12 protein-coding genes are annotated in these 15,963 nt (G+C 66.7%); 7 read left to right on the forward strand and 5 right to left on the reverse strand.

The features are described from left to right. Positions 1-4: 4 nt before the first annotated feature. The 3 genes from A5767_RS05835 (at position 5) to A5767_RS05845 (ending at position 6,165) form a co-directional block, all read left to right on the forward strand. The gene (locus A5767_RS05835; protein WP_197483209.1) at positions 5-3,757 is read left to right on the forward strand and encodes an AAA family ATPase; all 3,753 of its coding nucleotides are present in this window, start codon (positions 5-7) and stop codon (positions 3,755-3,757) included. Further along, positions 3,757-5,862 carry a DEAD/DEAH box helicase gene (locus tag A5767_RS05840; RefSeq protein WP_064851887.1) on the forward strand — a complete coding sequence of 702 codons (2,106 nt, stop codon included), beginning with the start codon at positions 3,757-3,759 and terminating at the stop codon, positions 5,860-5,862. The genes A5767_RS05835 and A5767_RS05840 overlap by 1 nt, the downstream gene beginning before the upstream one ends. 63 nt (positions 5,863-5,925) lie before the next feature. Continuing rightward, entirely contained in the window at positions 5,926-6,165 is a 240-nt protein-coding gene (locus A5767_RS05845; protein WP_064851888.1) for a hypothetical protein, read from the forward strand. A gap of 49 nt (positions 6,166-6,214) precedes the next feature. Here the strand turns inward: A5767_RS05845 and A5767_RS05850 are convergent, their stop codons facing one another. Continuing rightward, positions 6,215-6,610: a VOC family protein gene (locus A5767_RS05850; RefSeq protein ID WP_064851889.1), complete on the reverse strand. Its 396-nt coding sequence runs from the start codon at positions 6,608-6,610 to the stop codon at positions 6,215-6,217. 153 nt (positions 6,611-6,763) lie between these two features. Between A5767_RS05850 and A5767_RS05855 the strand changes: the two genes are divergently transcribed. After that, entirely contained in the window at positions 6,764-8,347 is a 1,584-nt protein-coding gene (locus A5767_RS05855; protein ID WP_064851890.1) for an alkaline phosphatase D family protein, read from the forward strand. A gap of 14 nt (positions 8,348-8,361) precedes the next feature. Here A5767_RS05855 and A5767_RS05860 read toward each other — a convergent pair whose 3' ends face one another. Further along, positions 8,362-9,897 carry a UDP-N-acetylmuramoyl-L-alanyl-D-glutamate--2,6-diaminopimelate ligase gene (locus A5767_RS05860; RefSeq protein ID WP_082937614.1) on the reverse strand — a complete coding sequence of 512 codons (1,536 nt, stop codon included), beginning with the start codon at positions 9,895-9,897 and terminating at the stop codon, positions 8,362-8,364. A gap of 110 nt (positions 9,898-10,007) precedes the next feature. Between A5767_RS05860 and A5767_RS05865 the strand changes: the two genes are divergently transcribed. After that, positions 10,008-11,516, forward strand: coding sequence for a protein adenylyltransferase SelO (locus A5767_RS05865; RefSeq protein WP_064851891.1), 1,509 nt, complete (start codon positions 10,008-10,010; stop codon positions 11,514-11,516). Positions 11,517-11,812: 296 nt separating this feature from the next. On the opposite strand, the gene A5767_RS05870 is transcribed toward A5767_RS05865, so the two are convergent. After that, positions 11,813-12,112 carry a type II toxin-antitoxin system Phd/YefM family antitoxin gene (locus A5767_RS05870; RefSeq protein ID WP_019289349.1) on the reverse strand — a complete coding sequence of 100 codons (300 nt, stop codon included), beginning with the start codon at positions 12,110-12,112 and terminating at the stop codon, positions 11,813-11,815. Between the two features lie 132 nt (positions 12,113-12,244). Further along, on the reverse strand, positions 12,245-12,877 hold the full coding sequence (locus A5767_RS05875) for a pyridoxamine 5'-phosphate oxidase family protein (protein WP_006551988.1): 633 nt from the start codon (positions 12,875-12,877) through the stop codon (positions 12,245-12,247). Positions 12,878-13,112: 235 nt separating this feature from the next. On the opposite strand from A5767_RS05875, the gene A5767_RS05880 reads away from it, so the two are divergent. Both A5767_RS05880 and A5767_RS05885 read left to right on the forward strand, forming a co-directional pair. Further along, the gene (locus tag A5767_RS05880) at positions 13,113-14,291 is read left to right on the forward strand and encodes a hypothetical protein (RefSeq protein WP_064851892.1); all 1,179 of its coding nucleotides are present in this window, start codon (positions 13,113-13,115) and stop codon (positions 14,289-14,291) included. A gap of 52 nt (positions 14,292-14,343) precedes the next feature. Continuing rightward, the gene (locus A5767_RS05885) at positions 14,344-14,739 is read left to right on the forward strand and encodes a tautomerase family protein (RefSeq protein WP_024100872.1); all 396 of its coding nucleotides are present in this window, start codon (positions 14,344-14,346) and stop codon (positions 14,737-14,739) included. Positions 14,740-14,748: 9 nt separating this feature from the next. On the opposite strand, the gene A5767_RS05890 is transcribed toward A5767_RS05885, so the two are convergent. After that, positions 14,749-15,897, reverse strand: a complete 1,149-nt coding sequence (locus A5767_RS05890) for a hypothetical protein (protein WP_064851893.1) — start codon at positions 15,895-15,897, stop codon at positions 14,749-14,751. Between the last annotated feature and the right edge of the window lie 66 nt (positions 15,898-15,963).

Consider the following 15,963-nt stretch of genomic DNA (forward strand, 5'->3'; position numbering starts at 1 on the left):
TGTTGTGCAGCACCTGTCCGTCCGCGTGCCGTGGCACGATTCCGGATGGAACGGGGCCGTTTGTAGCGATCCGGCACGCAACACCAGTTGCGTCCTACTCAACAACATCGGCGAGAACCGCAACGACAAGCTCGAACAGTCCGCTGCCGGTCTGCCGTTCCACGAGGTCGTCGGAACCCTTCCGCCCTGTGTCGAAGAGCGCGTCACCTTCCTGAGTCCCCACACCGTGCACATCCCCAAGAAGCACCCCTACGGATGGACCACAGCGCTCGCGGGTGTCTCCGAAGCGGCGCTGACGTTGCCTGCCTGGTCGGTGCACGCGACTCCCTACTACTGGATGGCGCGGGTCAATACCGGCGGACTGCTTGCCGAGGAGCGCATCGACGGCTACAGCGACGAATCCGAACAACAGGCATTCGAAGCGATCGGGTTCAAGAACCCGGACAGGATGACCTGGGTTCTGCACGGCGACAACCAGAAGGCACTCATCGAGACTTTCTTCCGTCATGTCACTCCGAATCAGTCGCTGGTCTTCTTCTATTTGCGGCACTCACCGTTCGAAGACACCGGGCGTCTCTTGGTCGGCGCTGCTCTCGTCGATGACGTGCGGTTACCCGACCGGTGGCCCACTACCGGGCCCACCGCATTCCCGAACCACATGTGGGAGACAACCCTTCGCCATACCCTGCGTCCTGATGGATCCGGTGGCATTCTCCTGCCGATGCAGGAACTCGCGCATCTGTCCGCGCAGGGCGTGGATGTTTCCGTTGCGCTGGCTCCGGCCCCGGAGACCGATCGCGAGTTCTCGTATGTCACCGAGCACGTCTCGCCGGACAGCGCCGTCGCGGCGCTGATGACGCTGCGCACGGCAGCGGAGGCTGCACGTGAACTCGGTTGTGCGGTACCCGCTACGTCGTTCGATTGGCTCGACGCCCAGATGAACGCAGCATGGCACCGCCGGGGAGTCGCACCCGGCCTGCCCGCAGTTCTCGGACGCCTCGGGTTCGAGCATCCCACCTACAGTGCGAGGCTGATCGCAGCGGCCACGCCGGACGGTGAGGACCCGTGGACGACGTTGTGTGCGGGTCTCGACGGCAAGCGCCTACAGGGGGCGGTGAACGCACTGTTCACCGACACCCGCCGCAAGATCTGGCGGAAGACTGAGCAACTCGATCGCGACGCGCTTCGGTTGCTGGTCCGCTTCGACCTGACGCACGACCAGGTCGCAGCGGTACTCGACAAGCAGACGTCCGTAGAGCTCACACGGGACGAGTTGCTCGAGAATCCCTACTATCTGGTCACATGCAGCCTGGACGACGATCAGCCCATCGATTTCGACACCGTCGACCGGGGCTGTTTCGGATCACCGGAACTTCTGTCCCGGCATCCTCTTCCTGTCACCGACGTGCTTGATGACCCTATCGACGGACGTCGCGTGGAGGCTTTGCTCGCGTCGGAACTTGCTACCGCCGCCGCGGAGGGGGACACCGTGGTGTCGCTGCCCGACATGCTCGATCGAATCGAGCGACGCGCGCTCGTTCGGCCCCTACCGCTGACCCGCCAGGTGCTCGACGGCCACGATCTCGAACCCGAGAATTTTGATGACGATCCCAACGAAGTCTGGCCGGTGATCGCCGGAACGCGCCTTGCAGACGGCAGCGCCGCCTACAAGTTGCGCACCCTCGTGTTGGTGCGCGAGACGATCCGAGAAATGTCCGACATGCTGCGCGCCCAGCCACGCCACGTGGTGCCGAGCGGTCTCGACACGGCACTCGACGCCATGCTAGGCCCATTGGACAAGCACGACCCGGGCGATATCGAACTCGAACGACGTGCCCGAACCGAGAAGACGGCGGCCCTACGGGAGATGTACGCCGGGCGCTTTACCGTACTCAATGGGCCCGCCGGCACAGGCAAAACGACGCTCGTCAAGGCCCTGATCCATCATCCGACGGTTGCAAACCGAGGCGTGCTGCTAGTTGCACCCACCGGCAAAGCCCGCGTGCAACTAGCGAAGAAGGCCGACCACGATGCTGTCACCGTGGCTCAGTTCCTCGCCCGCACCGATAGGTATGACGGGAACACCGGACGGTACCGCGTGACGGGTGATCCGGGTAACCGCGCTAAGTACGGCCTGGTCGTGGTGGATGAGGCGTCGATGCTCACCGAGACGATGCTCGCGGCGCTGATGGATGCTCTCGTGCCGCCGGACCGTCTTATCCTGGTGGGCGATCCGCGTCAGCTTCCTCCGATCGGTGAAGGAAGACCATTCGTCGATCTCGAACGCGCGGCGCGTGGCGGACACGACGGACGCTGGCCGGCGGTCGCGCCTGGATGGGCGGAGTTGACTGTGCTGCGCCGCCAGCAGGGGCACGTTCGCGACGATCTGATGTTGGCCAAGTGGTTCGCCGGTGACGAAATTCCGGAGGGTTTCGACGACGTCTGGGAACGAATCCGCCGCGGTGACAAGATGCCATCTCTGCGTGCGGTCGCGTGGGAGGGGCGGTCCCCGGAGCAGGTGATCGATGATGTCCTCGCCGACGAGCTCGGTGTGCGCACGGACGATGACGGCCGTTCGTTTGCAGCGTCGTACGGGGCTACTGTCGAGCCGTATGTGAACTACTTCGATGCTGCCGCCCACATCGAGAGTTGGCAGATTCTCTCGCCGTTCCGAAACTACACCTACGGCACTGTCCGGCTGAACCGGCATTTGAAGGAGACGCACCGCGGCTTCGAACTCCACAAGGCGCAAATGTGGGGAAAGAGTCGAAGCGTACCCGAGCCGCTTGGACCGGAACGAATCGTGTTGGGCGACAAGGTTGTCAACACTCGCAACAGGTCGCGGGCGTGGTTCTGGTCCAAGACCGAGGGCGAATCGAAGGGGTATCTCGCGAACGGCGAGATCGGCGTCGTCATCGGGCAGATCAAGACCAAAGCAATGAAGAATCCGCCGTGGAAGACACAGGTTGAGTACTCCAGTCAGCTCGGCCGGCGATTCACTACGACGATAGGCTCCTCCGAGACGGACGCACCGGTCGAACTTGCATGGGCGCTCACCGTTCACAAGGCGCAGGGCTCCGAGTTCGGTCTGGTTGTGGTAATGCTCCCCGCGGGGGCTCGTCGAGTATCCCGCGAGTTGCTGTATACGGCGTTGACCCGCCAGACCGACCGGGTGGTGCTCTGCCATGAGGGACCAATCGACGAACTTCTCGACTTGACCCGCGCAAGCGGTTCCGACACCGGCCGTCGGATGACGGACCTCACCCTTCCACCCGACCCGGTGAGCGTGCGCACCTCGAGCGGACCTGATCTGGGCCGATTGGACGCAGGTCTCGTGCACGTCAGTAAGACCGGTGTCCTGGTGCGCAGCAAGAACGAACTGATCATCGCCGGAATCCTCGAAGAGATCGCGCCGGGATCATGGGTATATGAGCAACCCCTCGTAGGCGGCGACGGTCGCACTCGCGTCCCGGACTTCACCATCACGACCGCCGACGGCCGCACCGTGTACTGGGAGCACTTGGGCATGCTCGACAACCCCGCGTACGCGGCTGCTTGGGAAAAGAAGCGGGCGTGGTACGCAGCGCAGGGGATTTCCGAAGCGGGTGGTTCCAACGGTGTCCTGTTCACCACAGACGACCGTGATGGGGTGGACGAGCCCCGCTGGCGCGACCAAGCGGAGAAGGTCATCGGCAAGGCGCGGGTGGGCGCTCCGCGACGCGCGACCAAGCGTGTGGTGCCGAAGAAGAAGACCTGATGCCGACCGAGTCGTTCGAGTTCCTCCATCCAGGTGTCCAATACCACCTCGCGAACACCCTGCGTTGGAACGGCCTTCGCCCGACCCAGGCAGCAGCAGTCGAACCTATCCTTGCCGGTGACGACGCACTCGTACTCGCCCCCACCGCAGGTGGCAAGACCGAAGCCGCAGCTTTTCCGTTGCTCTCGGCGATGGCCGAACACGATTGGCAGGGCACCTCGGTGCTGTACGTGTGCCCGCTGCGGGCGCTGCTCAACAACCTCCAACCACGTCTTCACAGCTACGCCCAGTGGCTGGGGCGCACTGCCGCCGTGTGGCACGGGGACGTCGGTCAGTCCGCGCGCCAGAGGATCGTGCGCGAACGCCCCGACATTCTGCTCACCACACCGGAATCCCTCGAGGCGATGCTGGTGTCCACCAAGGTCGACCCGCGCGTGCTGTTCGCCGGATTACGGGCCGTCGTCGTCGACGAGGTGCACGCGTTCGCCGGCGACGACCGGGGCTGGCACCTCCTCGCCGTGCTCGAACGACTCGCACGTATCGCCGCCCGCCCGCTGCAGCGCATCGGCCTGTCCGCAACGGTCGGCAACCCCGACGAACTGCTGCAGTGGTTGCAGGGAGGGACACCCGGCCGTCCTCGCCGAGTCGTCGACCCCGCGGTGGGCGCTGCGGCTTCCTCACCCGAGATCACCGTCGACTACGTCGGGTCCATCGACAATGCCGCCAGAGTCATCGCCGCCCTGCATCAGGGTGAAAAGCGCTTGGTGTTCGTCGACTCAAGGCGCCGCGCCGAAGAACTCGGCGCGGCCCTGCGGGAACGGGGGACCACGACCTTCCTGTCGCACTCGTCGCTCTCAGCGGCCGAACGGCGTCGATCCGAAGCGGCCTTCGCCGATGCTCGGGACACGGTGATCGTCGCGACCTCCACCCTCGAATTAGGTATCGACGTCGGTGACCTCGACCGCGTCATCCAGATCGGTTCACCTCGTACCGTCGCGTCGTTCCTGCAACGTCTCGGCCGCACAGGACGCCGCCCGGGTACTGTCCGCAACTGTTTGTTCCTTGGCATCGACGACGGGCAGGTGCTGCTCACCTTGGGCATGCTCGAATGCTGGTCGCGGGGGTGGGTCGAACCGATCGTCGCCCCACCGTCCCCTCGGCACATCGCTGCCCAGCAGATATTGGCGCTGTGTCTGCAGGAACACCGGCTGGGGGAGAAGAGCTGGCGGGACTGGTGGGGATCGCTGCCCATCTTCGACGAGCACGCCGACGAGATCATGGCGTTTCTCTGCTCGGAGGGGTTCTTCGAGCGGGACGAGAGCTTCCTGCACATCGGCCCCGAGGCTGAGCGCCGGTTCGGACATCGGTACTTTTCCGACCTGACCGCCGTCTTCAGCGCGCCGCCCGAGTTCACGGTGCTGGCCGGCCGCAATGAGGTCGGCACCGTGGGTACCGACCTGCTCGTCGAAGAGGTCGACGGACCCCGCGTGCTGTTGCTCGGTGGCCGCTCATGGCTGGTGACCCATGTCGATTGGCAACGACGACGGTGCTTCGTCGAACCCGTAGACGGTGGAGGCAAGGCGAAGTGGTCCGGCACCGGTAGCGGAGTGAGTTTCGACGTCACGCAGGGGATGCGTGCAGTGCTCCTCGGCGTCACGCCTACAGGCGTGACCCTCACCCGACGCGCGGACCAGGTGCTTGCGGAACTGCGTCAGGGTTACGCGGACACCGTCGACGCGGAAGCGACTGTGCTGATGATGCCGTCGGAAGGGTCCGGCCGCTGGTGGACCTGGGCAGGAACGGCCGCCAATCGCACGCTACAGGCGTCGCTTCCGACACTGGTGGATCCCCGCCAGCGAGTCGATGAGAAGTCGTTGCGGTTGCTCCCGGGTATCACGCCGGCCGAAGTGCGCGCGGCTCTGGCCAATCCTGTATGGACGGTCCCGCATGTCGCGCCGAACGCTGTGGCCGGATTGAAGTTCTCTGCAGCACTTCCACCCGGGCTGGCAGAGAAGACCCTCGCGGTGCGACTCGGGGACGAGCCGCATGCCCGAGACATCGTCGCGAGGCATCGGCGGATCCATCGAACGGATAGCGGCGAATAGATAAGCAGAAGCAGGGCTATGGCCACAGCCGAAGTAACGAGCCGCTGACCGATCTCGAGAGAAGTGTACGAAGTCAAGGTCACCCACCGGGTTCTGGCGAACCGGCGACTCGCATGCGAGATCTACCCCGAGGTGTTCGTGGTCGACAATGGGGCAGTCATTTCCACTTACGCCGGACCTGCCAACGGCTACTGTCCGTGCGAGCCGGTGGAGCCGGAAATCGACGAAGTGTTCGAGATGAGCGAGCAGCAACTGAGGGACGCCATTCGATGGGCGACGTCGATCTACCGTCCGTGGAGATGATGTTGTACGGCACGCGTTTGCGCTGACTCCACCAGGCGTGCAGGGTGGATCAGCTTGGCGGCGCGAAGAATTCGAGCGCGATGTTGTCGGGATCGCGGAAGGACAGCCCGGAACCGTACGAGGCGTTCTTGATGTCCCCGTGCGGGATACCCAGACTGTCGAGCCGATCGCGCCACTTCTCTAGTTCGTCGGCCGTGCAACCGAACGCGATGTGGTCGAGCCCGGTGTTCCGTTCGTCGAAGGACCCTTGCGGCGCCGAACCGGAATGGGTGTGCAGCCCGAACAACGTGCCACCGTCGAGTGCGAAGACCGCATGGTGGAAGGTGCCCGATTCGTCGTCCTCGTCGAGGACGGGTGTGGCGTCGAACAGGTTCGAGTACCAGGCCGTGCTCGCGGCCAGATCCGAGACGGTGACGGCGACGTGGGTGAGTGCGGGAAAAACCATGACAGTCTCCCCTGTTCGAGGCCCCTCCTCATCGTAGACTTCGGCGCGGTCGTGCCGACCCATATCTGCGTATCCCAAATGTTTCCGAGTGTTCTCCCTACGTTCGGTAACGCATTCCGTGCGAAGGAGATTCGGTCACTACCTTCCGTGGCCATGCCTTTGTCACGTAGATCGTTCCTTTCGGCCGGACTCGGAATCACTGTCGTCACCGCAGCCACCTCCGTCGGTGTCACCGGATACGCGCGCGCCGACGCGCCGGGAGTGAAGGGCGACCCCTTCCTGCTGGGTGTTGCCTCGGGCGACCCGGTGCCGGACGGATTCGTGATCTGGACCCGCCTCGCGCTCGACCCGCTCGCCGAGGACGGACTCGGCGGCATGCCGAACCGTCCCGTCACCGTGCAGTGGGAGGTCGCGGAGGACGAGAAGATGACCCGCGTCGTCGCACGCGGTGAGGAACGAGCCGTCCCCGACAGCGCCCACTCCGTGCACGTCGAACTGTTCGGGCTGCGTCCGGGCCGGGAGTACTTCTACCGGTTCCGTACCGGCGACCACATGAGTGCGGTGGGGCGGGCGCTGACGACACCGTCGGCCACCGAGACCGCGGCGGCTCTGACGATGGCGTTCGCGAGCTGCGCGCAGTACGAACACGGCTGGTTCACCGCCTACCGGCGCATGGCGGAGGACAACCCTGATCTCGTTCTGCACCTAGGGGATTACCTGTACGAGTACACCAGCGGCGGTTACACCAGCGACACCGGTCTCGTCCGCTCGCTCGACGGACCCGAGACGGTCACCCTGGCGAATTACCGGCAACGTCACGCCCAGTACAAGGCCGACGCCGATCTGCAGGCCGCGCACGCGATCGCGCCGTGGCTGGTGGTGTGGGACGACCACGAGGTCGACAACAACTGGGCCGGAACGATTCCGGAGAACACCGATGCCGCTCAGAGCAACGAGACCACCGAGAACTTCCTCGCCCGCCGCGCCGCCGCCTTCCAGGCCTACTACGAGAACATGCCGCTGCGACCCTCGTCGACACCGCGGGGGCACGACATGAAGATCTTCCGGCGGATCCAGTGGGGGAATCTCGCCAACTTCCACATGCTCGACACCCGCCAGTATCGCGACGATCAGGCCGCCGGTGACGGGTGGAAGAAGAACGTCGCCGAACGTCACGACGAGGCACGATCACTCACCGGAACCGAGCAGGAACAGTGGCTGCTCGACGGGTTCCGTACCTCCACCGCGCAGTGGGACTTCCTCGGTCAGCAGGTGTTCTTCGCCGAACAGGACAAGGACCCGAGCCCTGAGGGCGACGAGGTGAGTATGGACGGCTGGGACGGGTACGCGGCGTCACGTCGTCGGATCACCCAGGGCTGGGTGGAGTCGCCGGTACGCAACGCCGTCGTGCTCACCGGCGACGTGCACCGGCACTGGGCCAACGACATCAAGGTCGACTTCACCGATCCCGACGCGCCGGTAGTGGGTTCGGAACTGGTGTGCACGTCGATCACGTCGAACGGCAACGGAACCGGCGCGACGCAGGTCGACCACATGCCGGCGAACCCGCACCTGAAGTTCCACAACGACCGGCGCGGTTACGTGCGTACCACGATCACCCCGGACGCCGTGCACGCCGACTTCCGGGTGCTCGACACGGTCACCGAACCGGACGCGCCGGTGTCGACGGCGGCGTCGTTCACGATCCTGTCCGGGCAACCCGGCCTGCAGGCCTAGGAACCCGGCAGTCCTCAGCAGCGGGGCACGCGCGAGGTGGACCTCCGGTGCGTGCGGTGCAGCGCGCGCCGCAGTTCGTCCCGGTCGTCGAACACCTGCACCGTGTCCCCGGAGACCAGGCGTGGCTCGCATCCCCGCCCGGCCACGACCACGACGTCTCCGGGGCCGGTGTGGGCGACGGCGATGTCGAACGCGCGTCGTCGGTCGGCCTCGATCACCACACGGGCACTGCGCGCGGCGAAGGCACCTTCGGCGACCGCGTCCCTCAGGACGCGTGGGTCCTCGGAGAGGGGACTGTCGTCGGTCACGACCACGACGTCGGCGTAGGTCGCCGCGGTGTGCCCGAGCGGAAATCGCTTGCCGGGATCGCGTTCTCCGGTCGCGCTGATCACGAGCACCAGTCGCCGCTCGGGAGCGAGCGACCGGAGGAAGGGCAACAGTTCGCGTTGCCCGGACGTGTTGTGCATGTAGTCCACGAGCGCGAGAACGCCTTCGCCGGCGTCGACGCGTTCGAGGCGGCCGGGCACACCTGCGAGGGTTTCCAGACCCGCCGCCGCCTGCAGGACGTCGCCGTCGACGGCAGCCACCGAGGTGAGAGCCGTCAGCGCATTGGCCACCTGGTGGGGTCCGAGCAGCGACAGTCGCACCGCCGCACTGCCGGACGGCGTGTGCACGGCGAAGCAGGTGCCGTGCAGGTCGCACCGGATCGCGTCCGCGTACACGTCGGCGCGGGGATCGCGGGTCGAATGCGTCCACAGCGGCACGTCGACGGAGGCAGCCAGACGTCGACCGTACTCGTCGTCGATGTTCACCACTGCCGTCTGCGTGCGGTCGGCGGTGAACAGTGCCGCCTTGGCGGCGAAGTACTGCTCCATCGTGTGGTGGAAGTCGAGGTGGTCGGGCCCGAGATTGGTGAAGGCGACGGTACGGAACCGCACACCGTCGACGCGGCCCTGACTGATGCCGTGCGAGGACACCTCGAGCGTCACCGCCTGCACGCCCTGGTCACGGAACTCGGCAAGCGTGCGGTGCACGACCGAGGCCTCGGGAGTGGTGCGGGTCGCGGGTCGTGTGCCGGCCGGACCGCGCACGACGACCCCGCCGATCATGCCGGTCACCACGCCGGTGGCCGCGAGTGCTGTGTCGAGGAGATAGGTCGCGCTCGTCTTGCCGTTGGTGCCGGTGATGCCGTGGACCTGCAGGTCGTGGGAGGGATGCCCGAGGATCCACGACGCCAACGGGCCGACCACGTCGCGCGGTCGATCGACCACGAAGGCGGGCAGCAGGCGCGACGGCCGGTCGCTGAGCACCGCGACCGCGCCATGGGTGGCGGCTTCGGCTTCGAAGTCCAGGCCGTGGGCGTGGTGTCCGGGTAGCGCTACGTACAGATCGCCGGGGCGCACCGTCCGGGAATCGTCGCTGATGCCGGTGATCACATGGTCATGCCGGTCCGCTGGTCCGGATCGCAGGACATCGCGGAGGTGCTCGGCGACGTCGCGGACCTGGATCCGCCGGATGGGACGGCGAGGATCGTCCGGGTCGGTGTGCACGGGGGCGGATACCCGGTCCGGGGCGGAATGAAGCGCCGCCGGTGACGGGGCTACACCGGCGTGCTCCTCGCCCGCGACATGCGTCGGTCTCACACGGTTACCCTCGAAGGATGACTGCGATTCCGGATTTCCCCGTCGGCACGAACACCACGATATCCGGTCTCGGCAGTTCCTTCGCCGACGAATTGAGCGGATTGTCGGTGCCGTGGCAGGGCGCCGAGGCCCCCGACCCGGAACTGCTCGCGCTCAACGAGGACCTCGCGGTGTCGCTGGGACTGGACGTGGCGGCGTTGCGCAGCGCCGACGGCGTCGCCGTCCTGGCCGGCGCGGAGGTGCCGGCGGGTGCCAAGCCGGTCGCGATGGCCTATGCCGGACATCAATTCGGCGGATACGCTCCGCTGCTCGGCGACGGTCGGGCGTTGTTGCTCGGTGAACTCGTCGACGCGGACGGTGGCCGCGTCGATCTGCATCTCAAGGGTTCGGGTCCCACCCCGTTCTCCCGGGGTGGGGACGGCTTCGCGGTCGTCGGGCCGATGCTGCGCGAGTATCTGGTGAGCGAGGCCATGCACGCCCTCGGCATTCCGACCACCCGTTCCTTGTCGGTCGTGGCGACCGGTCGGCCGGTCCACCGCGAGGGCGCCGAGCCCGGCGCGGTGCTGGCCCGTGTCGCGGCCAGCCATCTGCGGGTGGGGACCTTCGAGTTCGCGGCGCGGCAGGGCGAGGTCGTGCGCGCGCTCGCCGACCACGCGATCGCCAGGCACTATCCGGATCTGCTCGACCTGCCGGAGACCGGTGAGAACAACCGCTACCTGGGCCTGTTCACCGCCGTGGTCGAGGCACAGGCGTCGCTGGTGGCGCAGTGGATGCTCGTCGGTTTCGTCCACGGGGTGATGAACACCGATAACACCACCATCTCGGGGCAGACCATCGACTACGGTCCGTGCGCCTTCGTCGACGCCTTCGATCCGGCGGCGGTGTTCAGTTCCATCGACCACAGCGGGCGCTATGCGTTCGGCAACCAGCCCGCCGTCCTGAAGTGGAATCTGGCGCGCTTCGCCGAAACCCTGCTCAGACTCGTCGATTCGACTCCGGATGCGGCGATCGCCGCGGTCACCGCCGTTCTGGACAGCTTCGACACCCGCTACGAGCGTCACTACCGGTCCGGTCTGGCCGCCAAACTCGGTCTCCCGGAGGACTCTCTCGATCAGGAACTGGTCGACGATCTGCTGACGCTGCTGGAAGAGCACCGCGCCGACTGGACGGTGACCTTCCGTGCCCTCGCCGACGAACTGCGCGGCAATCCGGCACCCCTCGACGGACTCGTGCCGCGTGAGCGCTCGGCGCCGTGGCTCGAACGCTGGCACGCCGCGGCCGAGCGGGACGACCGGGCAGCGGGGGAGAGGGCGGAGGCGATGGACCGCGTCAACCCGCTGTACATCCCGCGCAATCATCAGGTCGACGCCGCGCTGAAGGCAGCGACCGGCGGCGACCTCGAACCGTTCGCGAGACTGCTCGAGGTCGTCACACATCCCTTCGAGGCGCGTGCCGAGTGGAACGAATATGTCTCGCCCGCACCGCGTTCGTTCGCCGAGTCCTTCCGGACCTTCTGCGGCACCTGACCGCCCGATACTGACGAATCGAGACCGGTGTTGTTCGCGAGTTCCCAACGGATTTCGCGAACAACACCGGTCTCGGTCGATTCTGGACCAGTCGGGTGCGGGTCGGATCGCGCGGCCGGTTACGCACGAACTCGACTCCGGTCGGGCACTTGCAGGTGGCGAGTTCGCGTCGGAGGCGGCCGCGGGATCGGCGAGCTGGACGACCGCTTTCACCGCCTCGCGGCGAGACTTCCGGCATCTGCACCGCCCGGCCGCAGTGCTCGGCGGCGGTGTGCAGATGTACGGGATGGAGACGGTCAACGGGCGCGACGCCGTTTCTTGCGCTTCTTCTTGTTCTTCGCGCGCCGGCGAGCAGCCGGCGGCTGCCGCCGGCCCGTCGACGCGGCGGCCTCGAGCGAACGTTGCATCTCCCGGCGCAGGCTGTCCATTAGTTCGGGGGAGCGGAGCAGGAAGGTTGCCTCCTGCAGCGCCGCATAGCGGTCCTTGGAGATCAGGACGCCCGTGCCGCGTTTGCCGACGATCTCGACGGCGACGGTCTCGTCGTTGACCTCCCGGACCAGCTCACCGAGCCGCTTGCGTGCGGCTTTCACGGACACGGACGTTGATGGCACTCGCGGCGACTCCGATCTGTTCCTTCGACGCGGGCATCCTTTCATCACCGATGTCGGATTCGGGGGCGGACACGACGGAAAGCCCCTTCGATGTCACAACGGACAGCCCGTTCGATGTCACAGAAATGCGCGCACGGAGCGTGGCAACGCGGTCGAGGACCCGGTGATCGGTGACGGGATCGGATCGTCGGCGACGGTCCGCAACGGCACCACTCCCGCCCACACGGAGTGGTCTTCACCGTCCCCGGCGTCCTCTCCCGGTCCGGCCGCCCGGACCTTTACGCTCACCTCGGTGAGCGGCACTTCCAGGACCGTGGTGGCGGCCAGTTCCTTCGGTGTCGGCGACCGGACCTCGTCCCACCGACCGGGAATCAGATGCTCCGTCACCACCTTCAATGCGTGTTCCTTCTCGCCCGGCGCGACCGGTGTGGCCACACCGAACAACACCGCACTGCGGTAGTTCATGCTGTGGTCGAAGGCCGACCGGGCGAAGACGAGCCCGTCGAGATGCGTCACCGCGACCGACACCTCGATCCCGGACCGCGCGTCGAGAAACATGCCGGCGCCGGTCGAGCCGTGCAGCAGTAACCGGTCCCCGTCGCGGCCCATCGCCATCGGCAGCACCACAGGCGATCCTTCGCGGACGAAACCCACGTGCGCGATGCGGGCCTCGTCGAGAAGCCGGTGCAGCACCGCCGGATCGTCGGTGCCGCGTTCGGGTTTGCGGGTCAGGCGCGTGCGGTCGCTCATGGCACCGATCGAAGCAGTGCCGCCGCGGCCGGTCAACCGGATTCCGAATCGAGTAGTGCGCTACTCGCGACCCTCGGCGATCGCCACCACAGACTTCGTGTACAGGCACGGAGTGCGACAGTCGACCGGACGACGGAGATGACGAGATGGACAAGATCGGGGACCATGCAATCGTTCTGGGCGCGAGCGTCGGTGGTCTGCTCGCGGCCCGTGCGCCGGCAGAGTCTACGACGCGGTGACGGTCGTCGAACGCGACGTCCTCCCGTCCGGTGCAGAGAACCGTCGCTTCCGCGACCGCCGAGCCACCTACGTGCCGAGTCGGCCACTGCTCGAACATCATGTCCGGCGGCGCGTGCGCGCGATCCCGAACATCACGCTTCTCGACGGCCACCACGCCGGGGGCCTGACGGCGACACCGAATCGCCGCCGAATCACCGGGGTCCAGGTGGGCAGCCGCGACGGTGTTCGGATCATGACGGCGGATCTGGTGGTCGACGCGATGGGACGGGGCGCCCGCACCCCGGCGGGTCTCGAGAAACTCGGCTACCGACGACCGGTCGAAGAGCACGTCGTCGTCCACGTCGTGTACCGCAGCCGGCTGCTACGACTTGCGCCGGGCACACCGATGGAGAAGATGGTGTTGATCGGTGTTGTGTCGGGACGTCCGGCGGGCATGGCGCTGTTCGGCTACAAGAACGATATGTGGCTGTTCACGGTCGCTGCGATGGCCGGACGCGAACCGCCACCGAGCCTGACCGGCATGATCTTCGCCGTGGAGGCGTACGCACCCGACCACGTGGTGGCCGCGCTCCGGACCGCCGAACCCCTCGGCGAGGACGACCTGTCCCGCAGGTTCTTCCGGGCCGCGAAGAAACCGATCGGTGCTGCGTGGCAGTTCGCGATCGGCTCCGACCTCGCGCTGCCCGAAGTCGAAGGACCCCGCAGCGTGCAGACGCGACTCGGCAACGCGTACGTGGCGCGGGTCCTGGCCGCGGCCGAGAACGATCCCGTGGTCGTCGACCGTTTCCTTCGGGTCAGCAGCCTGATGGATCCGCCCGGACATCTGATGCATCCCGCGCTCGTGGGCCGGGTGTGCGTGGGCAACCTGCGGCGACACCGGAGAATCGCCGGCATGCCTGCTGGGGCCGCCGATCGTCGGACGACATTCGTGCCCGCACACCGATGTCGCGGACGACGACCTCGACGATCACATGGCCGACGTCCTCGCCGGCATCGACGGCATGTTCTTCGGCCGTGTGGCCTACGAACTGCTCGCCCAGCACTGGCCCGCCGCGGAACACTCGATCAGAGCGGTCGAGGCACGGCAGGCACGGCTGATGAACGCATTGCCGAACTACGTGCGCTCCCGATCCGCGACGGCGACCGATTGGGGACCGGCGCGGCGGATGGGTGACGCCCTGCCCCACGAGGTTGCACAGGGGTTCTCCGACGGGTAGAAGTGTCGGATGCCCAGCACGCTCATCGAGGTTCGCACCCGCCACGACCGCGAGGTCGAGACCGGCATGATCGACGCCGTCCACGATGCGCTCGTCGCTGCCTTCCGGATTCCGGAGGCCGACAAGCACATCCGGCTCGTGGTTCACGAACCCGAACGCTTCGCGGTGCCGCCGACCCTGACATCGCCCGAGCTCTACACCCTCGTGATCGTCGACTGCTTCGCCGGGCGCAGCGTGGACGCCAAGCGGCGCCTCTACCGCGAGATCACCGAGCGGCTCGGCGCGTTCGCGATTCCTGCCGACCACGTGACCGTGATCGTGCGCGACATCCCGACCGAGAGCTGGGGGATCCGCGCCGGGCAGGCCGCGTGCGATGTGGATCTCGGATTCACCGTCGATGTGTGAGGACTGCTCTTACGGAGAGAACTGCGCGTTCGGCAGGGTGGAGGGTTCGAGGGATCCGAGGTCCTCGACCACGTCCCACAACGGGTCGTCGAAGCCGATGTCGTAGGTACAGTCGGCTTCCCGCGGGTCGGGCACGAACGCCCACAGCAGTGCACCTGCGGTGCCGGCGGCGCGTTGGCCCTCGATCTTTGTGGTGATGTGGTCGGCGCGGTCACCGAGCGACCCGCAGGACCCGGCGAGCTCACCGATCTCCGCCACGAGCAACGGCTTTCCGACGGCTGCGGCTTGCGCGACCCGCCGGGCGAGACCGTTCCACTGATCGCCGGGCAACGGCACGCCGTCGGCGCCGTAGTCGTGGTACTGCACGGCATCGACATAGGGGGAGGCGCTGACGAACTGGTACTCGTCACCTTGGGTGCCGCACTGACCGCCCCCGGTGTAACCCGCGGTGATCAGGGTGCGTGGGTCGACGGCGCGCAGTTCGGCTCCGGCCGTGTCGAAGAAGTCGCGCAGCACCTGCGCGGCGCCGGGCTCGCACGACCGGGTCCACCAGTGGCACGCGGGGTCGGTGCATGAACTCGTCTCCGGTTCGCCGACCAGTTCCCATGCTGCGAGGGATGGTGAGTTCCGGTAGCGGGCGACGGCGGTGTGCATCCAGTCCCGGTAGCTCATCACCACCTGTTCGTGTCCCGGGGTGAACTCGGTCCACCCGTCGACGTACCATTGCCGTCCCTTGAAGACCTCGTCCTCGCATGCGCCGTCCTGTGGTGCCAGGACCGGCAGCAGCATCTGATCATGCGCTTCGGCCGCGGCGAAGACCGCGTCCATCGGTCCGAAGTCGAGTTGCCCGGTGAACCGGTTGACGGCGAGCGCCTGGAAGAGATTGAAGCGGGTGAGCGAATTCGGGGGCAACGTACCGAAATAGGCGTCGAGGTTCACCATCGCTCCGCATCCCCAGTTCACCGACCAGTCGGTGGCGAGCTGGTAGGCGTTGAACCCGGTGGGCCACCAGGCCCGACCGTCGAGCGCGAAACCGTCCGGCGACGCGGTCACCCGCGCGCCCGGTGCCGGTGCCGCTGCCGCGGGGCTCGTGCCCAGCAGCAGCCCGACCACGGTCGCGGCGCCGACGATGAGTCTGGATACCCGAAGCCTCGTCATCTTCCGGATCGTAGGTCCGCGGCGCAGGTGAGAGCCTCGATCGAGGAGGAACACGCCGTAGTGACC

Origin of the sequence: Rhodococcus sp. 852002-51564_SCH6189132-a, from assembly GCF_001665495.1 — a bacterium.
GTDB classification, from domain to species: Bacteria; Actinomycetota; Actinomycetes; order Mycobacteriales; family Mycobacteriaceae; genus Rhodococcus; species Rhodococcus pyridinivorans.